Annotated in this window: 20 protein-coding genes and 1 tRNA gene; 15 read left to right on the top strand and 6 right to left on the bottom strand. The window is 68.5% G+C overall.

The window, feature by feature from the left end:
• Positions 1-151 precede the first annotated feature (151 nt).
• The 5 genes from TSH20_RS25605 to TSH20_RS25590 all read right to left on the bottom strand — a co-directional run bounded on the left by TSH20_RS25605 (position 152) and on the right by TSH20_RS25590 (position 2,277).
• Positions 152-601, bottom strand: coding sequence for a diheme cytochrome c (locus TSH20_RS25605; protein WP_109157108.1), 450 nt, complete (start codon positions 599-601; stop codon positions 152-154).
• Between the two features lie 10 nt (positions 602-611).
• A complete protein-coding gene (locus TSH20_RS25600) occupies positions 612-1,058 on the bottom strand; it encodes a DUF1924 domain-containing protein (RefSeq protein WP_109157107.1) in 447 nt (148 codons plus the stop codon).
• The gene (locus TSH20_RS25595; RefSeq protein ID WP_109157106.1) at positions 1,055-1,606 is read right to left on the bottom strand and encodes a hypothetical protein; all 552 of its coding nucleotides are present in this window, start codon (positions 1,604-1,606) and stop codon (positions 1,055-1,057) included. Before TSH20_RS25595 ends, TSH20_RS25600 begins: the two co-directional genes overlap by 4 nt.
• Before the next feature lie 25 nt (positions 1,607-1,631).
• Complete coding sequence (locus TSH20_RS35085; protein WP_158282063.1) at positions 1,632-1,784, bottom strand: hypothetical protein; 153 nt, start codon at positions 1,782-1,784, stop codon at positions 1,632-1,634.
• A 79-nt stretch (positions 1,785-1,863) separates the two neighbouring features.
• Positions 1,864-2,277, bottom strand: coding sequence for a cytochrome c maturation protein CcmE (locus TSH20_RS25590; RefSeq protein WP_109157105.1), 414 nt, complete (start codon positions 2,275-2,277; stop codon positions 1,864-1,866).
• A 240-nt stretch (positions 2,278-2,517) separates the two neighbouring features.
• Between TSH20_RS25590 and TSH20_RS25585 the strand changes: the two genes are divergently transcribed.
• The 10 genes from TSH20_RS25585 (at position 2,518) to TSH20_RS25540 (ending at position 15,056) form a co-directional block, all read left to right on the top strand.
• On the top strand, positions 2,518-2,844 hold the full coding sequence (locus tag TSH20_RS25585; RefSeq protein ID WP_247871569.1) for a PepSY domain-containing protein: 327 nt from the start codon (positions 2,518-2,520) through the stop codon (positions 2,842-2,844).
• A 4-nt stretch (positions 2,845-2,848) separates the two neighbouring features.
• A complete protein-coding gene (locus tag TSH20_RS25580; RefSeq protein WP_109157104.1) occupies positions 2,849-3,508 on the top strand; it encodes a response regulator transcription factor in 660 nt (219 codons plus the stop codon).
• 22 nt (positions 3,509-3,530) lie between these two features.
• Positions 3,531-4,892 (top strand): ATP-binding protein, encoded by a 1,362-nt coding sequence (locus tag TSH20_RS25575; protein ID WP_109157103.1) that lies wholly within the window; start codon positions 3,531-3,533, stop codon positions 4,890-4,892.
• A gap of 218 nt (positions 4,893-5,110) precedes the next feature.
• The gene (locus TSH20_RS25570; RefSeq protein WP_109157102.1) at positions 5,111-5,497 is read left to right on the top strand and encodes an EF-hand domain-containing protein; all 387 of its coding nucleotides are present in this window, start codon (positions 5,111-5,113) and stop codon (positions 5,495-5,497) included.
• Positions 5,498-5,832: 335 nt separating this feature from the next.
• Entirely contained in the window at positions 5,833-6,906 is a 1,074-nt protein-coding gene (locus TSH20_RS25565) for an aldose epimerase family protein (RefSeq protein WP_109157101.1), read from the top strand.
• A 48-nt stretch (positions 6,907-6,954) separates the two neighbouring features.
• Entirely contained in the window at positions 6,955-8,454 is a 1,500-nt protein-coding gene (gene pyk / locus TSH20_RS25560; protein WP_109157100.1) for a pyruvate kinase, read from the top strand.
• Positions 8,455-8,785: 331 nt separating this feature from the next.
• A complete protein-coding gene (locus TSH20_RS25555) occupies positions 8,786-10,261 on the top strand; it encodes an MHYT domain-containing protein (protein ID WP_109157099.1) in 1,476 nt (491 codons plus the stop codon).
• A 199-nt stretch (positions 10,262-10,460) separates the two neighbouring features.
• On the top strand, positions 10,461-13,670 hold the full coding sequence (locus TSH20_RS25550) for an EAL domain-containing protein (RefSeq protein WP_109157098.1): 3,210 nt from the start codon (positions 10,461-10,463) through the stop codon (positions 13,668-13,670).
• A 111-nt stretch (positions 13,671-13,781) separates the two neighbouring features.
• On the top strand, positions 13,782-14,117 hold the full coding sequence (locus TSH20_RS25545) for a hypothetical protein (protein WP_109157097.1): 336 nt from the start codon (positions 13,782-13,784) through the stop codon (positions 14,115-14,117).
• 120 nt (positions 14,118-14,237) lie between these two features.
• Positions 14,238-15,056 (top strand): formate/nitrite transporter family protein, encoded by an 819-nt coding sequence (locus tag TSH20_RS25540; protein WP_109157096.1) that lies wholly within the window; start codon positions 14,238-14,240, stop codon positions 15,054-15,056.
• Between the two features lie 642 nt (positions 15,057-15,698).
• Here TSH20_RS25540 and TSH20_RS25535 read toward each other — a convergent pair.
• A tRNA-Arg gene (locus TSH20_RS25535) sits at positions 15,699-15,775 on the bottom strand.
• 274 nt (positions 15,776-16,049) lie between these two features.
• Between TSH20_RS25535 and TSH20_RS25530 the strand changes: the two genes are divergently transcribed.
• Genes TSH20_RS25530 through TSH20_RS25510 form a run of 5 tightly spaced genes read left to right on the top strand, consistent with a single transcriptional unit; the run spans position 16,050 to position 20,901 of the window.
• On the top strand, positions 16,050-17,087 hold the full coding sequence (locus TSH20_RS25530; protein WP_247871568.1) for a LacI family DNA-binding transcriptional regulator: 1,038 nt from the start codon (positions 16,050-16,052) through the stop codon (positions 17,085-17,087).
• Between the two features lie 29 nt (positions 17,088-17,116).
• Entirely contained in the window at positions 17,117-18,145 is a 1,029-nt protein-coding gene (locus TSH20_RS25525; protein WP_109157095.1) for an ABC transporter substrate-binding protein, read from the top strand.
• 8 nt (positions 18,146-18,153) lie between these two features.
• Positions 18,154-19,029: an ABC transporter permease gene (locus tag TSH20_RS25520; RefSeq protein WP_199232092.1), complete on the top strand. Its 876-nt coding sequence runs from the start codon at positions 18,154-18,156 to the stop codon at positions 19,027-19,029.
• A 6-nt stretch (positions 19,030-19,035) separates the two neighbouring features.
• On the top strand, positions 19,036-19,839 hold the full coding sequence (locus TSH20_RS25515; RefSeq protein WP_109157094.1) for an ABC transporter permease subunit: 804 nt from the start codon (positions 19,036-19,038) through the stop codon (positions 19,837-19,839).
• 12 nt (positions 19,840-19,851) lie between these two features.
• On the top strand, positions 19,852-20,901 hold the full coding sequence (locus TSH20_RS25510) for an ABC transporter ATP-binding protein (RefSeq protein WP_109157093.1): 1,050 nt from the start codon (positions 19,852-19,854) through the stop codon (positions 20,899-20,901).
• Positions 20,902-21,005 lie beyond the last annotated feature (104 nt).

Here is a 21,005-nt window from a genome sequence, read left to right as displayed (position 1 = left end):
CCTCCCCCCCCCCCCCCGGGGGGGGGGGGGGGGGGGGGGGGGGGGAGGCACGGAGTGGATTTTCGAGAATCCTCGCTGTGCGTCCCCCTCACCCTAACCCTCTCCCCGGGGGGGAGAGGGGATTGTTGCGGTGTTGCGAGGGCCGGGCGGCTCAATCGTCCTCATACAGCCCCTGCGCAGCGGTGCGGTGGCAGGCTTCGCAGTTGCTCTTGGCGCCGACCGACTTGCGCGTCCAGATCGACGGCGAGAAATCATGCTTGTGCAGCCACCAACGCTGTTCGGTGATGCGGATCAGCCGGCCGTCGCCGCTGCCGGCATTTTGCGTCAGATAATTGCGGATGGCCGCGGCGGTGTCGGCCGGCAGGCTGGCATTCTCGCCGAAATGGTCCTGCAGGCCGTCCATGATGCGGTTCCAGGACGCCGCCGGCAGCAGGCCCGGCTGATAGGCCATGTGGCACTCGCCGCATTCCTTCTGGGTGGCGGCGTGGGTGACCGGCCGCACCCGTTCGAACTCGCTGGCGATTGCCGCTCCAGCGGTCACGGCAAGCATGGCGAGCACGGCGATGCCCGTGAGCGGGCGGAGGCTGCGGTTGGGGGACATCGGCGGCTCGCTATTGGTTCGACAGGAAGGTGATGAAGTCGCCCTTTTCCTGCGCCGTGCAGGCGCGGCCGAGGACGTTGACGCAGTCGCGCTCGAAGCGCTTTTCGACCTCGGCGGGATCGGTGAAGCGCTTGGGATTGGCCGACACCGCCATCGGCAGGATGTCGCGCCCGGTCTTGTAATGGCGGCCGGTTCCGGCCGGATCGCGGGTGTGGCAGCTGGCGCAGCCGGGGGTGTCGGCCACCTTGCCGCCGGCATGCGGCCCGAGATAGAGCGCGCGTCCACGCTCCGCCGAGAAGCCGGCGAAGCCGGGTGTCTGCGCTTTCGCCTGGGCGGCATAGCCGTCGAGGATGCGGGCACGCTCCGGATCGCCGGACGCCGCCAGGGCGACCCCGGCGCCCAAGGACACCGCGGCGGCGAGGAGGAGGATCGGTTTGGTCGGTCTGGTCGGTCTCATGGGATCACCCGGTTGGAAATGGTGGACAGCCACGCGGTGCAGCGGGACGCGATATCGGACGGAATCCGCTTCAGGCCGTGCAGCGCGAAGACCAGGGAGATGTGCGCCAGGATGAGGAAGAGGGAGGCCTCGCCGATCTCCTTGTGCAGATGCTCGACCTTGACGAAGAAGTCGGCGAGAGCACCGGTCGCCGCCGCGATCCCGACGCCGATCAGAAGGGCGGCGGACATCCAGGCGGTCAACGGGCTGCGCTCCGCCCTCGCCTTCGCATCGCCGGTGAACAGGCGGCGGAGCCATCCGGCGACCGCCGCCACCGAGGGGCGTGGAAGGCGCAGCGGGCTTCCCGCCGGGGCCAGCACGCCGGCCGCCACGCGCAGGCCGATGGCACCGAGGACGGCATAGCCGGAGAAGACATGCATGCCGTAGGTGTCCTCGTCGCCGGTGAGATTGGCGACGATGAAGGCGCCCGAGACGATGGCGTGGAAGGCCAGCAGGGCGGTCATCTCGGCGCGGGAAGGTTTGCGGGCTATCGGCTTGCAAGCGGACATGGCGGTCTCCCTTTCCGAAGGCGGCTCAGTCGTCGTGGCTGGCGTCGTGGCTGGCGTCGTGGGTGAGGCCGCCGGTCAGCAGGGCGGCGATGCCGTCGGCCCTGGCCTGATAGGCGGTGGCGAGGGCACCGACGACCAGGGCCGTCAGCAGGGTGTGGAGGATCATCTTCTTCAGCATGGCGCGGACCCGGTTCGGGAGTGGTCGGGGGTGGCGGAGCGGACCGGGAGCGGATCACCGGCCGGCTCCGCGGCTCCGGTCAGTCGTCGTCGCGGTCGCTGTCATGGCCGTGACGGCGGCCCTCATGCTTACCCATGGCGTCGCGGCCGAAGGCGGTGCCGTCCTGGCGGATGATCTGGCCGGCCTGGATCGCGCCCTGGCGGACGCCGCCGACGACGGTGATCTGGTCGCCGCTCTGGATGCCGTCGGGCAGGAAGCCGCGGCTGGCGACGTCGATGCGGTCGCTGCCGTCGGTCATGACGAACCAGTTCGCCGCGACCTTCTCCACGGTGCCGGTCACGGTGCCGCCGCCGGCCTTCACCACGTCGGCGATCGGCTGCGGGCTGGTCGGCTGGATGGCCGCGCCGCGGTGGTGGTCGCCGGCGAAAGCGGCAGTCCCGGCGGTCGCGAGGGTGGCGGTCAGGAGGGCGGCGAGGGAAACGGCTTTCAACATGGCATCACCTGTGGTGTGGAGGAGAGCGTCGAAGCGCCCGATGAACCGCACTCTGACCCACCGTGGCTGAGCCGAGCCTGAACGGACCGTTCATCCGCCGTTCAGGATCAAAAAATGTGATGCCCCCGACATTCAGCCGTCATCCGGGGGCCATTCAGCGGCGGTTCAGGGATGCGACGATATGCTGGTTCGATCGCGCGTCCCCGATGCGCGATGGTGTCCCAGGCAGAGAGGTCGATCATGAGGACCGGTCCCGCATTGCTCCTTCTCCCCATCCTGCTGTTCGCAGCGGGGACGGGTGCTCATGCCGGCGACGACCACGAGCGCGCCCGCGACGCGCTGCGGGAGGGGCGCATCCTGCCGCTGGAGCGGATCGTCGAGAGCGCCAAACAGCAATTCGGCGGCGACGTGCTCGACGTCGATCTGGAGGATGAGGAGGACGGCTTCCGCTATGAATTGAAGCTGATCGCGCCGGACGGCCGGATCCTGAAGCTGGACTATGACGCCGCCACGGGGGAACTGCTGCGGACCAGGGGCCGCCACCGGTCCCACGGCGACGGGAGGTAAGGCCATGCGCGTGCTGGTGGTTGAGGACACGCCGGAACTGGCCCGGCAACTGAAGCAGCGGCTGGAGGGTGAAGGTTATGCCGTCGACACCGCCGCCGACGGCGAGGAGGGCCGCTTCCTGGGCGAGACGGAGCCCTATGACGCGGTGATCCTGGATCTGGGGTTGCCGAAGGTCGATGGGCTGACGGTGCTGCGGTCGTGGCGACGGGCGGGCATGGCCGTGCCGGTGCTGATCCTGACCGCGCGCGACGCCTGGAACGAAAAGGTGCAGGGCATCGACGCCGGCGCCGATGATTATCTGGCGAAGCCCTTCAGCATGGAGGAGCTGCTGGCCCGCGTCCGCGCGCTGATCCGCCGCGCCAAGGGCCACGCCACCGCCGAAATCGCCTGCGGCGGGGTCGTGCTCGACACCCGCACCGGACGGGTCACGGTGGATGGCGAGCCGATCGAGCTGACCGCCTTCGAATACCGGGTCCTGTCCTACCTGATGCACCGCAAGGGGCAGGTGGTGTCGCGCACCGAGCTGATCGAGCATGTCTATGCCCAGGATTTCGACCGCGATTCCAACACCATCGAGGTCTTCGTCGGACGCCTGCGCCGCAAGCTGGGGGTGGACGTCATCAAGACGGTGCGCGGGCTGGGATACCGGGCGGACGAGCCGTAAGGACAGGGCATAGGAGCGGGCGATGAGATGGACGGAGTCGCTGCGCTTCCGGCTGCTGGCCGGCGCGGCCGTTTGGGTGGCGCTGGCGCTAATGCTGGCGGGATGGATCATCGCCGACCTGTTCCAGAGCCATGTCCGCCAGCGCTTCGAGGCGGAACTCAGCAACCATCTGGAACAGCTGGCGGCGGTGCTGGAAATCGGCCCGGACGGCAGGCCGGCGCTGCGCCAGCCCTTGAGCGACCCGCGCTTCCGCCGGCCGCTGTCGGGCCTGTACTGGCAGGTGGGAGAGAGCGGGGACGCGCCGTTGCGCTCGCGCTCGCTGTGGGACAGCGTGCTGACCCTGCCCGACGACCGGGTGGAGGATGGGGTGCTGCACCGGCACGACGTGACCGGGCCGGCGAACCAGTCGCTGTTCGTGCTGGAGCGCTTCGTCCTGCTGCCTGAACGGGCGGAGCCGATCCGCATCGCCGTGGCCGCCGACCGCGCCGAGTTGGCCGGCGTCACCCGCGCCTTCAACGCCACGCTGGCGCTGTCGCTGGCCGTGCTGGCGGCGGCGCTGATCGTCGCGGCGCTGATCCAGGTTCAGATCGGGCTGAGGCCGCTGTCCCGCCTGCGCGGCGCGCTGGTCGAGGTGCGGGCCGGGCGGAAGAAGCGCTTCGACGTGGCGATGCCGACGGAGATCCGGCCGCTGGTGGAGGATCTGAACGCGCTGCTGGCCCATGCGGAGGAAACCGTCGGGCGCGGACGGCTGCAGGCCGGCAATCTGGCCCACGCGCTGAAAACCAACCTCGCGGTGCTGGCGAACGAGGCCGCCACGCTGGACGAGCGCAACGCGCGCGAGGTGGGGGCGGCGATGGTCCGGCAGGTGGAGTTGATGCGCCGGCATGTCGATCATCACATGGCCCGCGCCCGCGCCGCCGCCGCCCGTGGCGTGCCGGGCATCAGCACGCCGGTGCCGGACTGCGTCTCGGCGCTGGCACGGGTGATGCGCAAGCTGCATTCGGACAAGGGGCTGGACATCCGTGTCGATGTCGCCGACGGCCTGCTGTTCGCCGGCGAGCGCGAGGATCTGGACGAGATGCTGGGCAACCTGCTGGACAATGCCTGCAAATGGGCGCGCGGCCGGGTCGATGTGACGGGCCGAGTGGGGGTTGGCGGCATGCTGTCCGTCACGCTGGACGACGACGGCCCCGGCTTGCCCGATGACTGCCGCGAGGCGGCGCTGGAGCCGGGGGTGCGGCTGGACGAGAGCACGCCGGGGACCGGGCTCGGCCTTGCGGTGGTGCGGGATGTGGCGCGGCTCTATGGCGGCGACATCCAGCTCGGCGCATCGCCGCTGGGCGGGCTGCGTGCGACGTTGCGGCTGCCGGCGGCGGGGGCGTGACGGGGGCAGGGTCTTGCGCCGGGGGCATCGCGGTTATGCGTCGGCCAACACCGCCGCGCCATGGAATCGGGCTGGCGCAGGGCCTTGCGCTGCATGTTGGGCGCATTCCAAATCCAAGGCTCCGCCGGCCCGGATCTGCGACAAGCTGGCGCGGTCGCCCTTTTATCAGAGGGGACTAATATCGCGGTGGGGGTGCTGATTTCCGACGGGAGGTTCCGATGAAACGCTTCCTCATCGCTGCGTTGTGCACCGGGTTGCTGGTTGGCGGCTCCGCTCTCGCCCAGACCGGGCCGGGTCCCGGCATGGGTCAGGGAATGGGTGGTCAGGGTATGGGTGGCCAAGGAATGGGCCAGGGCATGGGTCCGGGTAAGGGCATGGGCGGCACCGGTGCGATGCACCAGCAGATGTTCGACCAGCTCGACACCGACAAGGACGGCGCCATCAGCCGGAAGGAGTTTGTCGATGCGCCGCGCGGCGGTCCCGGTTCGATGACCGACCTTGCCAAGGATCGCCGGGGCGCCCGGTTCGACCAGTTCGACAAGAACAAGGACGGCAAGCTGACGCCCGAGGAATGGGGCGCCTGGACGCCGGCCAAGACCAAGTAAGCCCTCTGCCAGACAAGCACACCGGCAGGAGCCCGGCCAACGCCCCTCCGCCACCATTTCCACCCTGTTGGGAATGACGGCCGAGGGGCATTGGCGTCTCGGCATCATGCACGGCTTCCCCCTCCCTGCGGCAAACTGTCCGGCGGGAGTTTGGGCTGCGAATGCGATTTGCCTTTCACGCTGATATATTAGTATAATAATCTCACGATCCATCCGGTGAGGCTCCATCATGACCGCGGATCCATTGGAGACGGCGCTGCTCCTGCGCGTGGTGATGATCCTGGGGCTGCTGCTTCTCGGTTTTTACTAACCACTTCCACAGGGATGCCTGGACCATGGCGACCGACCTCAAGCGTGAGAATTTCTCCGCCACCATCGACGGCAAGCCGGTGGATCTGTTCACCCTGCGCAACCGCCGCGGCATGGTGGTGCGCATCACCAATTACGGCGCCAAGATCGAGCAGATCCTGGTCCCCGACCGCGACGGCGTGATGGGCGATGTCGTCCAGGGCTATGACGGGATCGAAGGCGTGATGGGCGGGCAGGCGTCGATGGGGTCCTTCATCGGGCGCTATTGCGGGCGCATCGACGGCGGGCGCTTCACGCTGGACGGCGTCGCCCATCAGGCCGCGGTGAACAGCCCGCCCAACACCCTGCATGGCGGCCTGCGCGGGTCGCGCTTCCGCGTCTTCGACGCCCGGCAACTGGACGAGGCCAGCCTGGAGCTGACCTATGTCTTCCAGGATGGCGAGGAGGGCTTTCCCGGCACCCTGCCGCTGCGGCTGGTCTATACGGTCGGCGACGACAACGCCCTGACCATCGCCTGGACCGCGGTGGCGGCCGACAAGACCACCATCGCCAACTTCACCGACCACACCTTCTTCAACCTGTCGGGCAATCTGGGGTCGTCGATCCTCGACCATGTCGCCACCGTCCAGGCCGGCCGCTATCTGGCGCTCGGCGAGACGGCGGTGCCGACGGGGGAGATCGTGGACGTCACCGGCACCCCGCACGACTTCCGCACCCCGGCGGCGCTGGGCGCCCGCATCGACGCCGACGACCCCATGCTGGCGCTCGGCAAGGGCTATGACCTGCATTACGTGATAGACAGACCGGCGAACGGGTCGGCGCCGGTCCTTCATGCCCGCTTCCTGCACCCAGCCAGCGGCCGGACGCTCGAGGTGCTGTCGACCGAACCCGGTCTGCAGCTCTACACCGGCAATTTCCTGGAGGGCAAAGCCCCGCGGGACGTCGGCAAGGGCGGCATCCTCTACACCAAGCACAGCGCCTTCTGCGCCGAGCCGTCGAAATTCCCCAACGCCGTCAATATCCCCTCCTTCCCGTCGACGGTGCTGCGTCCCGGCCAATGGTCCGCCGGGTCCATCGTCTACCGGTTCGGGGTCGCCTGAGGCGGCGCCACGCCGCCCGCCCCCATCCTTTTCGGAGTCTCTACCGTCATGAACACCGCCAAACCGATCCGCCGTTACCGGCAGACGAAAGTCGTCGCCACGCTGGGTCCGTCCTCGTCCTCGCCGGAGATGATCCGCCGCCTGTTCGAGGCCGGCGTCGACGTCTTCCGCCTGAATTTCAGCCACGGCAGCCACCAGGACCATGGCGAGCGGGTCCGCGCCATCCGCGCGCTGGAGGAGGAGACCGGCCGCCCCATCGCCATCATGGCCGACCTGCAGGGGCCGAAGCTGAGGTTGGGCCGCTTCGCCAATGGGCCGGTGACGCTGACCGCCGGCCAATCCTTCTGCCTCGACCTGCTGGCGGAGCCGGGCGACGCCCGCCGCGTCGGCATGCCCCATCCGGAGATCTTCGCCGCCCTGGTGCCGGATGCCGAACTGCTGCTGGACGACGGCAAGTTGCGGCTGCGGGTGACCGCCTGCGGCGCCGATTTCGCCGAGACCGTGGTGGTGTCGGGAACGAAGCTGTCGGACCGCAAGGGCGTCAACGTCCCCGGCGTTGTGCTGCCGCTGTCGCCGCTCACGCCCAAGGACCGCGCCGATCTGGACTTCGCGCTCGACCAGGGAGTCGACTGGGTGGCGCTCAGCTTCGTCCAGCGGCCGGAGGATGTGGCGGAGGCGCGCAAGCTGATCGCCGGCCGCGCCGCCCTGCTGTCGAAGCTGGAGAAGCCGCAGGCGATCCAGCATCTGGACCGCATCGTCGAGATGTCGGACGGCGTCATGGTGGCGCGTGGCGACCTGGGCGTCGAGATGCCGCCGGAGGATGTGCCGTCGATCCAGAAGCGCATCATCCGCGCCGCCCGTCTGGCCGGCAAGCCGGTGATCGTCGCCACCCAGATGCTGGAATCGATGATCTCGGCCCCCGCCCCGACGCGGGCCGAGGCGTCCGACGTCGCCACCGCGGTGTTCGACGGCGCCGATGCCGTCATGCTGTCGGCGGAGACCGCGTCGGGCGAGTATCCGGTGGAAGCGGTGTCGATCATGGACCGCATCGCGCGGCGGGTGGAAGGCGATCCGCTGTACCGCGGGTTGATGGACGCTCAGCATGCCGATCCGGAACAGACGGAATCGGACGCCATCACCGCCGCCGCCCGGCAGGTCGCCCATACGGTGAAGGCGGCGGCCATCGCCACCTTCACCACCAGCGGCTCCACCACGCTGCGGGCGGCGCGCGAGCGGCCGGAGGTGCCGATCCTCTGCCTGACCGAAAACCCCGCCATCGCGCGGCGGATGGTGCTGGCCTATGGCGTCCACGCGGTGCTGACGGAGGATGTGCAGAGCTTCTCCGACATGGTGCACAAGGCGGCCCGGCTGGCCTATGTCCACGGGCTGGCCGAGGAAGGGCAGCGGCTGGTCATCACCGCCGGCGTGCCGTTCGGCATGCCGGGATCGACCAACGTCCTGCGCATCGCCTGGGTCGAGCCGCCGAGCCGTCTGAACCGCGAGCGTGATGACCGCGAGCGCCAGCCGATGGCCTTCGCCGACGCCTGAGTCGGGAGCCAAATCCAACCGGAGCGGTGCGGCTTTCCGGCCGCCCTGCCCCCGGTTCGGATCGCACCTTTCGCAGGCCGCCAAGCTTCCGATCCGAACAAAGGGCGGCTTGGCAAAGTACCAAACATATGATTGCTCGGCCTTGCGGCCTATCGACTTCTGTAGCCTTGACATCGATCAAATAAAGATAGCTTTTTAGATAACTACCGGACGTTGCCGGGCGCCAGCCGGTGCCCGACCACCGCAGTCGGGGTTTCCCCCTTCTTGAACCCGTCCGGTGGAGCGGGCAATCAGGAAGACCGGCGGTCGGGTGTTGCAGGAGAGCTGTTGGATGTCGATCGAACTGGCCGGGCTTTGTTTCACGTCGGCGTCCGGCCTGCCGTTCTCCCATGACCATTGGCTGGTGGCGCTGTCCTATGCCGTCGCCGCCTTCGCCTCCTACTCCGCGCTCGACATGGCGGAACGGATGCACCGGACCGCCGGGGTCGCCCGCATCATGTGGCAGGGCTGCGCCGCGGCGGCGCTGGGCGGCGGCATCTGGGCGATGCACTTCATCGCCATGCTGGCGCTGACCATCGACACGCCCGTCGCCTACGACCCGATGAAGACCCTGCTGTCGCTGGTGACGTCGGTCTCCTTCGTCGCCATCGGCTTCCGCATCATCCAGGGCCGCCGGTCGCCGGCCGCGATCGCTGCGGCCGGCAGCATCGTCGGGCTTGGGGTGGCGGCGATGCATTATCTCGGCATGGCGGCGATGGTGCTGCCGGCCCGGATCGCCTACCAACCCGGTCTGTGGAGCCTGTCGGTCGCCATCGCCATGGCGGCGGCGACCGCGGGGCTGTGGCTGTCCACCCGCATCCACCACCGTCTGCGCGACCGCGTGCTGGCCGCCCTGGTGATGGCGGTCGCCGTCTGCGGCATGCATTACACCGGCATGGCCGCCCTGGTGGTGCAGGTCGACCCGATGTTGATGCCGGCGGACGGCGCGCTGGCGGATGGGGTGTCGAGCGGACCGCTGGCCGCAGCGGTGGCGATCGGCAGCTTCGGCCTGCTGCTGCTGGCGCTGGTCTCCACCGCCGCCGACCGCCGGATCTCCGCCGCCGCCGCACGCGAGGCCGCCGCCCTGCGCATCGCCAACATGGAGTTGCAGGCCGCCCGCCTGCAGCTGGAGGCGACCCAGCGCGAGATCATCCGCCGCCTGTGCAGCGCCGGGGAGTTCCGCGACAACGAGACCGGCCAGCATGTGGCGCGCATGGCGCAGATCGCGCATCATCTGGCCCTGTCGGCCGGCTGCGCGCCGGGGTTCGCCGCACAGCTGCTGGAGGCGGCGCCGCTGCACGACATCGGCAAGATCGGCATCCCCGATCATGTGCTGTTGAAGGCCGGGCGGCTCGACGCCCAGGAGTGGGTGACCATGCGCCAGCATGCGGTCATCGGCCAGCGGCTGTTGGGCGGCAGCGGGCTGCCCCTGCTCGACCTCGCCGCCGAGATTGCCGGGACCCACCACGAGAAATGGGACGGCACCGGCTATCCCGCCGGCCTGCGCGGCACCGACATCCCGCTGTCCGGCCGCATCGTCGCCATCGCCGACGTGTTCGACGCCCTGCTGTCCGCGCGCCCCTACAAGGAGCCCTGGCCGCTGGAGGCCGTCGTCGCCCACATGCGCGAGCAGGCCGGCCGCCATTTCGACCCGGACCTGGTGACGGTCTTCCTCGGCCGGCTCGACGCCATGCTGGAGATCCGCAGCCGCTTCGTCGACGAGGGGGCCGCACCGCAGCTTTTGTCACAGTCGGACGCCGCCGAGTGAGTATCGGGGTTTTCCCCTATGGAGTCCCTTGAAAACAGTCGATCCCGGCCGTCGATGTTCTGGAAACGCTTCACAATTACCGCGACTGAATTGGCAAGAACCGCCATCCGCCATTAACTTTTTCTTCGGCGATACAGGAATAAGCGTGTGATCCGGCCCTTTTCACGCCGGACATCGCCATCCTTATCGATCCGGGACAATGCACCAAACCCTGAGCGCCGAGTTCGACTTGCTCCCGGACCGCAAGCCCGCGCGGATCAACGCGATCTACGACGCGATCCCGGTGGGGATTGCGTTTCTCGACCGCCAGCTCCGCTGCCTGCGGATGAACCGGCGCATGGGGGCGCTGGCGGGACTTCCCGCGACCGCCGCGACGGGACTGCCCTTCATCGATGTCTGGCCGGAGGCGGAGGACGCGCTGCTGGCCGCCGCATCGCTCGCCCTGGCCGGCACGGTGGTGGAGAACATCGCCCTGACCGGTCCCCTCACCGGTGCGGAGCGGGCGCTGGTCGCCAGCCTGCATCCTCACAGCGATGGAAATGGGGACGGCGCCGCCCTGCTCTGCATCGTGGAGGACCGGACCGCGTTGCGGCGGTGCGAGGCCGAGCTGCGCCACTTCAAGGAGCTGCGCCGCCAGACGCTGGAACTGAGCGACCTGTATCCATGGTACGGCGCCCCGGACGGCACGCCGCGCACGACCCGGCGCTGGCGCGAGCGCACCGGTCTCGGCGCGGCGGATGTCGCGACGCCGCAGGGCTGGATCGCGGCGCTCCACCCCGACGACCGTGCGCCCTTCGAGGCCGCCTGGACCTGCAGCCTGACCGGCGGTGCCGCGCTGGAGATCGACCTGCGCCTGCGCGTTGCCGGGGACGGAGTACCGGGCAGCGAGTATCGCTGGTTCCGTCGCCGCGCCGCCGCCCAGCGCGACGCGGAGGGACGCATCGTCCAGTGGCACGGCACCGACGAGGACATCCACGAACGCCGCCTTGCCGAAGACGCCCTGCGCGAGAGCGAGGACCATTACCGCCATTCGGTCGAGCTGAACCCGCAATTCCCCTTCACCCTCGATGCCGACGGCCGGCTGCTGGAGGTCTCGTCGCGCTGGCGCGCCCTGGTCGGGCTGAGCCACGAGGAGACGCTGGGGCATGGATGGATGCGCGCCGTCCATCCCGACGACCTGGACGGCGCCCGGCAGAATTGGGCCGACGCCATCGCCAGCGGCGTCCGCATCGACAACGAAAAGCGCATCCGCATGGCCGACGGCAGCTACCGCTGGTTCCGCGCGCGCGCCACCGCACGCCGCGACGCCACCGGCCGGGTCGTCCGCTGGTACGGTTCGACCGAGGACATCCACGAACGCAAGATGACCGAGGCGGCCCTGCGCGAAAGCGAATCCTTCGCCCGCCAGATCCTGGACAACAGCCCGGAATGCGTGAAGGTGCTGGACATGGAGGGGCGGCTGACCTTCATGAACATTCCCGGCGTCCGCCTGATGGAGCTGGACAGCTTCGAGTGCCTGAAGAACCAGCCCTGGGAGGCCAACTGGCCGGAGGAGCGCCGGCCGCAGCTGCGCGCGTCGATCGACATCGCGAAGCGGGGCGGCACCGGGCGTTTCCTCGGCTTCTGTCCGACGGCCAAGGGCACGCCGAAATGGTGGGACAATCTGGTCTGCCCCCTGCCCGGCGCCGACGGACGGCCACAGCGGCTGCTCGCCATTTCCCGCGACGTCACCGACATCCAGATGGCCCGGCAGGCGCTGGAGGAGACCACCGCGCTGTTGTCCGGCGTGCTGGAAAGCACCACCGACGCCGTGGTGTTCATCGACCGCGACTGGCGCATCACCTACCGCAACCCGGCCGCCGCCGCCATTCATGAGGGCCGCGGCATCCGGCTGGGCGACGCCTTCTTCGACGCCTTCCCGCAGCAGACCGAAAGCCGCAGCCTGTCCCGCAAGGCGATGGCCGACCAGACGCCGGTCGTCTTCGAGGAATTCGTCACGGCTCTCGGCCAATGGACGGAAATCCACGCCTTCCCGACCGCGCAGGGACTGTCCGTCTTCTTCCGCAACGTCACCGAACGCCGGCGGGTGGAGGAGGAGCGGCGCGCCGCCCAGGAGAAGATCGCCCAACTCGCCCGGCTGGATTCGCTGACCGGCCTGTCCAACCGGCTCTATTTCCAAGAGCGGCTGGAACAGGCGCTGCGCGAGGCGCCCGACGAGGGCGTGATGGCGGTCCATTACATCGACCTCGACCAGTTCAAGGCCGTCAACGACACGCTGGGCCACCATGCCGGGGACGCGCTGCTGCGGCAGGTGGCCGGCCGGCTGCACGGCTGCATCGGCGCAGGCGACCTCGTTTCCCGCTTCGGCGGCGACGAGTTCGCCGTCCTGCAGCCCAACCTGTGGGGACCGGCGGAGGCGGAGGATCTCGCCCGCTGCATCATCTCGGCGCTGGCCGAGCCGATCGAGATCGACGGCGCCCAGGTCCGGACCGGAACCAGCATCGGCATCGCCCTGTCCCGGCGCGACGGCGTCGAAGCCGACGCGCTGCTGAAGGCGGCCGACATCGCGCTCTACCGCGCCAAGGCCGACGGCCGCAACACCCACCGCTTCTTCGCGCCCGAGATGGCGGAGCGGCTGAAATCCTTCCACGACCTGAAGCTGGGACTGCACGAGGCGCTGCGGCAGGGCGAGTTCGAGCTGCATTACCAGCCGCTGGTCTGCACCGGCGAGTCCCGCATCCGCGGGTTCGAGGCGCTGATCCGCTGGCGCCGCCCCGGCCGCGGCCTGATCCGCCCGGCCGACTTCATCCCCGTCGCGGAGGAAACCGGCCTGATCGGCCCGATCGGCGAGTGGGCCCTGCGCGAAGCCTGCCGCGAGGCGACGCGCTGGCCCGACGGCATCGGGATCAGCGTCAACGTGTCCTCCGTCCAGTTCCGCGACAAGGGGCTGGTGGAGTCGGTGCGCCAGGCGCTGGCCGACACCGGGCTGGCACCGGAGCGGCTGGAGCTGGAGATCACCGAGTCCGTCCTGCTGCAGGACGACGACGCCAATCTCGGCACCCTGCGCGAGCTGCGGGCTCTCGGTGCGCGGATCGTCATGGATGATTTCGGCACCGGCTATTCGGCGCTGGGCTATCTCTGCCGCTTCCGCTTCGACAAGGTGAAGATCGACCGCAGCTTCGTCGCCAACCTGCCGCGCTGCGACGGCTCCACCGCCGTGGTGCAGGCGGTGGCCGGGATGGGCCGCAACCTGGGCATCGTCATCACCGCCGAGGGGGTGGAGGAGCAAACCCAGCTCGACGCCGTCCGCCGGCTGGGCTGCCATGAGGCGCAGGGCTATCTGTTCTCCCGCCCGGTCCCGGCGGCGGAGGTGCCGGCGCTGATCGCGCGGCTCCAGGACGAGGGCTGAACCATCCAGGAATCCGGGCGGACCGCAACGCCTTCCGGTGACGGCTGTTCTGGTACGGGAACGCATCCTGCCAGGACACCGCCCCGCCAGGACACCGATCCGGAGGACCACATGGCCAAGACCACCACCGACCACGACGAGATCCGCCGCTGGGCCGAAAGCCACGGCGGCAAGCCGGCCGTCGTCCGCAGCACCCATGACGAGGCGCATGGAAGCGGCAAGAAGAGCCGCAAGACAGGCGTCGGCCTGCTGCGCCTGATGTTCCCCAAGGCCCGCCAGTCCGACCATGGCGAGCTGGAGGAAATCGACTGGAACGAGTTCTTCCAGCAGTTCGAGGACTCCAAGCTCGCGCTGCTCTACGAGGAGGACTCCAACTTCAACAAGCTGATCGGCCGCGATACCGCGGAAAAGCGCGAGCATGGCGACCACAAGGCGGCACGCCATTGACCGGCATACGACCGGCCGCCCCGCCCCTCTCCCACTCAAACGCGTAATGGATATCGAAGGGAACGCCCTGCAGGACGTTCCCTTTTCTCTTTCGTCAGCCCTTTATCGGAGGTTCCGCCCGTGCCCGACGCCAGCGATACCCGCCTGAACCAGGATGAGCGGGACGAGGTCAAGGAACGCTCCAACCCGCCGGCGCTGATCCTGCACGAAGCCATTCGCCTGGAGGGGCAGGAGGAGCTGAAGCGCCCGACCTCCTCCCTGCTGTGGTCGGGTCTGGCGGCCGGGCTGTCGATGGGCTTCTCGATGGTGGGCGAGGCGCTGATGACGACCCATCTGCCGGACGAGCCGTGGCGGCCGCTGATCGCCAGCTTCGGCTATTGCTTCGGCTTCCTGATCGTCATTCTGGGGCGCCAGCAGCTGTTCACCGAGAACACGCTGACGGTGATCCTGCCGCTGCTGCATCGCTGGTCGACCGATACCCTGATGAAGGTGGTGCGGCTGTGGGCGCTGGTCTTTGCCGCGAATATCGTCGGCACTCTGCTGTTCTCCGCCTTCGCCGCCGGGACGGAGGCCTTTTCCCCGCAACTGCGTGCCGCCTTCGTCGAGCTGGGCACGACCGCGGCGCGATCCGGATTCACGACGACGCTGCTGCACGGGGTGCTGGCCGGCTGGCTGATCGCGCTGCTGGTCTGGATCACGCCGTCGGTCGGGCAGGCGCGCTTCTTCGTGATCGTCGCCCTGACCTGGCTGATCGCGCTGGGCAAGTTCGCCCATGTCATCGCCGGCTCGGTCGAGGTGTCCTTCGCCGCGATGTCCGGCGAGATCGGCTGGGACCGCTACGCCTTCGACTTCCTGCTGCCGTCGCTGATCGGCAACGTGCTTGGCGGAGTCGGGATGGTGGCGCTGATCAACCACGCGCAGGTGCGGCAGGACCAGTGAGGGGGAGGTGAGTTCTTGATCTCTACCTGCAATGAATTCTTGCGGCAGAGTGGTGGAGTATGTTTTGATTTGCATTAGCGGTATGCAGAAAATGATTGAGCATACTGCGCACAACGCCGGATGGCGTCGAATTCCCAATGAAGGAGTAGACTATGATTGCAGGCTATACATCTCAACTCTCCTATCTTTTTAGCGGTCAGCAGAGTTACGCTGCTCACGGCATAATGGGCCTTGGACTGCCGCAAACAACACCGCCGATTAGCGACGCAGAACGGAAAAGAAAAATGCTTGCAGACGCTCTACTTGGCCCGTCTCCCTATTTCCCTCCAGCCGTCTACGGTCAGCAAGACACAAATGCGCAAATAGCAGTCGCGGCCGAATTCCACGTTGACCTCGCTCTATCAGTATCAAAGTACTGGAAATAAATTGACACTGGGCGTCCCAAGGGCGCCCAGTACCTTACATCAACACCTTAAGCTTCCCGGCCTGCCGTACCTAAATCCTTCGCACGCTCTAACAATCGACTTATTGCGTGATCTACATTTGCGGCGTTGAAGCCTCATTAGCAGAAGAATTCGGGGATTTGCGAGGCACCAAAACGAAAAGGGCCTAGCCGCTGAAGCGGCTAAGCCCTTGAATTCGTGGCGGACCCGACGAGATTCGAACTCATGACCTCTGCCTTCGGAGGGCAGCGCTCTATCCAGCTGAGCTACGGGTCCATCGCTGGTGGAGGCGCAACATAGCCTAAGGTCTGCGGGGACGCAAACACTAAAATCGCTGTTTTTTCGGCGGCTTGCAGAGGCCGCTTCCATCCCCATGACCGCTGCCTTCGGAGGGCAATGCTCACGCCGTAAGGCCGTATGGAAACGTTTCCATTCTTCACGAAACCGTTTTCACGGCGTCACGCGATTGCAACACGCCGCCGCCACTCTGCAGCCGCACCGGATCGACGGGTGCGGGAACAGGGATGATGGACGGCAGATGGATGGCGGGATGACGGATCGGCGGACCATGGACCGGGTGGCGACGATCCGCGACGTGGCGGCGCTCGCCGGGGTGTCGATCGCCACTGTGTCGCGCGTCCTCAACGGCAGCGGCAACGCCACGCCGGAAACCATGGAGAAGGTGCGCGCCGCCGCCTCCGACCTGTCCTTCCGGCCCAGCACCATCGGACGCAGCCTGAAGGCGGCGCGCACCCGCACCGTCGGTGTGCTGGTGCCGTCGCTGACCAACCCCGTCTTCGCCGAAAGCGTCGCCGGCATCCAGGACGCGGCGGCGGAGGTTGGGTACAGCGTGCTGATCGCCTCCACCGACTATGATCCGGCCCGCGAATCGCGCGCCATCGAAGGGCTGCTATCGAACCGTGTTGAAGGGCTGGTGCTGACCGTCGCCGATGCCGATCGCAGCGGCTCGCTCGATACGCTGGACGAGGTGCGGCTGCCCTATGTGCTGGCCTACAACCAGCCGGAACGGGCACCGCGCGCCCATGTGTCGGTCGACAATGTCGCCGCCTCCCGCGCGGTGGTGGAGCGGATGGCGGAGCTGGGACACCGGCGCATCGGCATGATCGTCGGGCGCTTCCGCCAGTCCGACCGCTCGCGCCGGCGCCATGCCGGCTGGCTGGCGGCGCTGGCCGATGCCGGGTTGCCGCCGGGGCCGGTGGTGGAGGTCGATTTCAACGAATTGCGGCTGGCCCACCGGCTGGCCCCCCATCTGGAGGGGGCGGAGCGGCCGACGGCCTTCTTTGCCTCCAACGACATGCTGGCGCTCGCCACCATCCGGGCGCTGCGCGACCTCGGCCTGTCGGTGCCGGACGATGTTTCGGTCTGCGGATTCGACGGCATCGAGGTCGGACGGCTGATGGCGCCCAGCCTCGCCACGCTGGTGCAGCCGGCCCGCGCCATGGGCGCCACCGCCTTCGAATGTTTGCGCACCGGCTTTTCCGGCGAGCGGCAAGGCCGCGCCGTGATGCTGCCATTCACCCTGCGTCCGGGCGAATCGCTCGGCGCCGCACCGTCAAAATCCTCTTAAGCGCTTCCCGAACGGAGACACACGCCATCATGTTCAAGCCGTTCCTGCTCGGCGCCGCCTTCGGTGCCGTCTCGCTGGTTGCCGCCTTTTCCGCAACGGTCGCACCCGCCATGGCGGCGGAGCAGACCGCCATCTGCTACAACTGCCCGCCGGAATGGGCCGACTGGGCGTCGCAGCTGAAGGCGATCAAGGCCGATCTCGGCATCGCCGTGCCGTTCGACAACAAGAACTCCGGCCAGTCGCTCTCCGCCATGCTGGCGGAAAAGGACAAGCCGGTGGCCGACGTCGTCTATCTCGGCGGGCCGGTGGGCATCCAGGCCAAGGCGGCCGGCATCGTCACCCCCTACAAGCCGGCGGCCTGGGCCGAAATCCCCGACGGGATGAAGGACGCCGACGGCAACTGGTTCGCCATCCACAGCGGCACGCTGGGCTTTTTCGTCAACACCGAGGCGCTGGGCGGCAAGCCGGTGCCGCAGAGCTGGGCCGATCTGCTGAAGCCCGACTATTCGGGCATGGTCGGCTATCTCGACCCGACCAGCGCCGCCGTCGGCTATGTCGGCGCGGTGGCGGTCAACCAGGCGCTGGGCGGCGATTACGGCAGCTTCGACAAGGCCATCGGCTGGTTCAAGGACCTGCAGAAGAACCAGCCCATCGTGCCGAAGCAGACCTCCTACGCCCGCGTGCTGTCGGGCGAGATTCCGATCCTGATCGACTACGACTTCAACGCCTACCGCGCCAAATACACCGACAAGGCGCCGGTCGCCTTCGTCATCCCCAAGGAAGGCACGGTGTCGGTCCCCTATGTGATGGCGCTGGTCAAGAACGGCCCGAACCCGGAAAACGGCAAGAAGGTTCTGGACTACGTCCTGTCGGACAAGGGCCAGACCCTGTGGGCCAACGCCTTCATGCGCCCGGTCCGCGCCGAGGCGATGTCGCCGGAGACCGCGGCCAAGTTCCTGCCGGCCGCCGACTATGCCCGCGCCAAGCCGGTGGACATGGTGCGCATGGCCGAGGCGCAGAAGGGCTTCATGGACCGCTATCAGGCGGAGGTGAAGTGAGCGCCTGCGTGCAGGACGCTCACCTTCCCCACCGGCCGGCGGCGAGTCCGTCGGCCGGTGGGGGTTGTGCGGGCGAACCGCTGCGGCTGGCGGCCCTGCTGGCGCCGGCGGCGGCGGTGTTCGCGGCCTTCTTCCTGCTGCCGCTGGTCCGCCTGATCCTGATCGGCGCCGGCGGGGCGGAGGGATGGAGCGCCTATCTCACCACGCTGGCCGATCCCGGCCATCTCGACAGCCTGCTCTCCACGCTGGCGCTGTCGGCGGGGGTGACCCTGGTGACGCTGGCGGTGTCCACCGTCGCCGGGCTGTTTCTGGTGCGGCACCGCTTCCCCGGCCATGCCCTGCTGGTGGCGCTGCTGACCTTCCCGCTGGCCTTTCCCGGCGTGGTCATCGGCTTCATGGTCATCATGCTGGCCGGACGGCAAGGGCTGATCGGCACCATCACCCAGGCGCTGACCGGGGGGAAGCTGGTGTTCGCCTATTCGATGGCCGGGCTGTTCCTCGGCTACGTCTATTTCTCGATCCCGCGCGTCATCCTGACGGTGATGGCGGCGGCGGAGAAGCTGGACCCGCGGCTGGAGGAAGCGGCGCGGTCGCTGGGAGCGGCCCCGTGGCGGGTGGTGGCCGACGTGATCCTGCCGGCGCTGAAGCCGGCGCTGATCTCGGCCGGCGCGCTGTGCTTCGCGACCTCGATGGGCGCGTTCGGCACCGCCTTCACGCTCGCCACCCGGATCAATGTGCTGCCGATGACGATCTATACGGAATTCACGCTCCAGGCGAACATCGCGGCGGCGGCAGCGCTCAGCGTCCTGCTCGGCCTCATCACCTGGGCTGCCCTGGCGGTGGCGCGCAGCGTCGCCGGCACCTCCGTTGCGGCGGCGGGGTGACGGGCGATGCACAGTCTGTCGAATCGCCGGGGCTGGGGGTTCTGGCTGCAATTGGGCTTCACCCTGCTGGTCTGCGCCCTGCTGACCGTGCCGATGGTGATGTCGATGCTGGCCGGGCTGACCGCCAACTATTTCATCGGCTTGAAGAGCGGCCTGACCCTGCGCTGGGTCGATGAGGTGCTGCGGGTCTATTCCGGCACCATCCTGCTGTCATTGCAGATCGCCTTCGCCTGTCTCGCCTGCACGCTGGTGCTGGGCGTACCGGCGGCCTATGCGCTGGCGCGCCGTCCCGGCCGGATCGCGCGGCTGGTGGAGGAGATGCTGATGATGCCGGTCGCAATCCCCGGCCTCGCCACCGCGCTGGCGCTGATCGTCACCTATGGCGGCGTCGGGGATCTGCGGAGCAGCTGGCTGTTCATCCTGATCGGCCATGTGCTGTTCACCCTGCCCTTCATGGTCCGCGCCGTACTGGCGGTGATGGGCGCCATCGACCTGACCACGCTGGAGGAGGGAGCGGCCAGCCTCGGCGCCGGCTTCCTGCGCCGCTTCTTCACGGTGGTGCTGCCCAACTGCCGCTCCGGCATCCTGGCCGGGTCGTTGATGGTGCTGACCTTGTCGGTCGGCGAGTTCAACCTGACCTGGCTGCTGCACACGCCGCTGACCAAGACGCTGCCGGTCGGGCTGGCCGACAGCTACGCCTCGCTGCGGATCGAGATCGGCAGCGCCTACACCCTCGTCTTCTTCGTGATGATCGTGCCGAGCCTGATCCTGCTGCAGGGTCTGGCCAAGCGCGGCCGTCCGTCCGTTTGAGGCCACTCCCAGATGCCCGACAGCTTCCACCTCGACGCCGTGCCGATCCGCCTGGAGCGCTGCGGCAAGACCTTCGCCGGCGGCGCCCGCGCTCTGGAGCCGCTGGACCTGACCATCCGCGGCGGCGAGACCGTCGTCTTCCTGGGCCCAAGCGGCTGCGGCAAGACCACGACGCTGCGCATCATCGCCGGGCTGGAGAGCCCCGATCCCGGCGGCCGCGTGCTGTTCGGCGAGGAGGACGTGACCGCCCTGCCGATCGAACGGCGCAATGTCGGCATGGTGTTCCAGAGCTACGCCCTGTTCCCCAACATGACGGTGGCGGAGAACGTCGCCTACGGTTTGAAGGTGCGCAAAGTTGCCCGGCCCGAGCGCGCCCGCCGGGTGGAGGAGATGCTGGACCTGATGCATCTCGGCGAGTTCGCCGGGCGGCGGATCGACCAGCTCTCGGGCGGGCAGCGGCAGCGGGTGGCCTTGGCCCGCGCGCTGGTGGTGCGGCCGCGCGTGCTGCTGCTGGACGAGCCGCTGACGGCGCTCGACGCCAAGCTGCGCGACAGTTTGCGGCTGGAGATCGACCGGCTGCTGCGCGGGCTGGGCATCACCGCCGTCTACGTCACCCACGACCAGGGCGAGGCGATGGCGTTGGGCGACCGCATCGTGGTGATGGCCAAGGGGCGGGTGGCGCAGGTCGGCACGCCGCGGGAGATCTACTATCAGCCGGCCGACGGCTTCGTCGCCGACTTCATCGGCACCATGAACCGGCTGGGCGGGACGGTGCGCGGTGGGACGCTGTCCATCGGGGCGGCGACGCTGCCCTGGACCGGGCCGGAGGGCGCGGTGGAGCTGCTGGTCCGGCCGGAGGATCTGGCGCTGGCCGGCGAAGCCGATGGGCATCTGGGCGGCACCGTCGCCGCCGCGGTGTTCCTGGGCGACCGCACCCGGCTGGTGGTGGAGGCGGCGGATGGGCCGGCGCTGACGGTGGACACCCTGGGGCGCAGCGAGTTGGGGCGTGGCGACCGGGTGTGGCTGCGCGTCGATCCGGCGCGAGTGCTGGCGGTGCCGTGAGGTTCTTCGATGCGGAGTTAGACCCCCACCTAACCTCCCCCGCTCTCAGCGGACCTACGGTCCGCCTGCCGCGTCAGCACAAAGCATAGCTTTGTGCGAGAGCT

Source organism: Azospirillum sp. TSH20, from assembly GCF_003115935.1.
Taxonomy (GTDB): Bacteria; Pseudomonadota; Alphaproteobacteria; order Azospirillales; family Azospirillaceae; genus Azospirillum.
Note: the sequence above shows the minus strand (reverse complement) of the source record. Positions and strands in the feature narration are given on the sequence as shown.

Excerpts from the sequence above, each read along its gene's own strand:
- TSH20_RS25545 (WP_109157097.1), top strand. The coding sequence starts at position 13,782 with ATGGCCAAGACCACCACCGACCACGACGAGATCCGCCGCTGGGCCGAA.
- TSH20_RS25605 (WP_109157108.1), bottom strand. The coding sequence starts at position 601 with ATGTCCCCCAACCGCAGCCTCCGCCCGCTCACGGGCATCGCCGTGCTC.
- TSH20_RS25565 (WP_109157101.1), top strand. The coding sequence starts at position 5,833 with ATGGCGACCGACCTCAAGCGTGAGAATTTCTCCGCCACCATCGACGGC.
- TSH20_RS25550 (WP_109157098.1), top strand. The coding sequence starts at position 10,461 with ATGCACCAAACCCTGAGCGCCGAGTTCGACTTGCTCCCGGACCGCAAG.
- TSH20_RS25595 (WP_109157106.1), bottom strand. The coding sequence starts at position 1,606 with ATGTCCGCTTGCAAGCCGATAGCCCGCAAACCTTCCCGCGCCGAGATG.
- TSH20_RS25510 (WP_109157093.1), top strand. The coding sequence starts at position 19,852 with ATGCCCGACAGCTTCCACCTCGACGCCGTGCCGATCCGCCTGGAGCGC.
- TSH20_RS25575 (WP_109157103.1), top strand. The coding sequence starts at position 3,531 with ATGAGATGGACGGAGTCGCTGCGCTTCCGGCTGCTGGCCGGCGCGGCC.
- TSH20_RS25515 (WP_109157094.1), top strand. The coding sequence starts at position 19,036 with ATGCACAGTCTGTCGAATCGCCGGGGCTGGGGGTTCTGGCTGCAATTG.
- TSH20_RS25555 (WP_109157099.1), top strand. The coding sequence starts at position 8,786 with ATGTCGATCGAACTGGCCGGGCTTTGTTTCACGTCGGCGTCCGGCCTG.
- TSH20_RS25590 (WP_109157105.1), bottom strand. The coding sequence starts at position 2,277 with ATGTTGAAAGCCGTTTCCCTCGCCGCCCTCCTGACCGCCACCCTCGCG.
- TSH20_RS25570 (WP_109157102.1), top strand. The coding sequence starts at position 5,111 with ATGAAACGCTTCCTCATCGCTGCGTTGTGCACCGGGTTGCTGGTTGGC.
- TSH20_RS25580 (WP_109157104.1), top strand. The coding sequence starts at position 2,849 with ATGCGCGTGCTGGTGGTTGAGGACACGCCGGAACTGGCCCGGCAACTG.
- pyk (WP_109157100.1), top strand. The coding sequence starts at position 6,955 with ATGAACACCGCCAAACCGATCCGCCGTTACCGGCAGACGAAAGTCGTC.
- TSH20_RS25525 (WP_109157095.1), top strand. The coding sequence starts at position 17,117 with ATGTTCAAGCCGTTCCTGCTCGGCGCCGCCTTCGGTGCCGTCTCGCTG.
- TSH20_RS25585 (WP_247871569.1), top strand. The coding sequence starts at position 2,518 with ATGAGGACCGGTCCCGCATTGCTCCTTCTCCCCATCCTGCTGTTCGCA.
- TSH20_RS35085 (WP_158282063.1), bottom strand. The coding sequence starts at position 1,784 with ATGCTGAAGAAGATGATCCTCCACACCCTGCTGACGGCCCTGGTCGTC.
- TSH20_RS25600 (WP_109157107.1), bottom strand. The coding sequence starts at position 1,058 with ATGAGACCGACCAGACCGACCAAACCGATCCTCCTCCTCGCCGCCGCG.
- TSH20_RS25530 (WP_247871568.1), top strand. The coding sequence starts at position 16,050 with ATGACGGATCGGCGGACCATGGACCGGGTGGCGACGATCCGCGACGTG.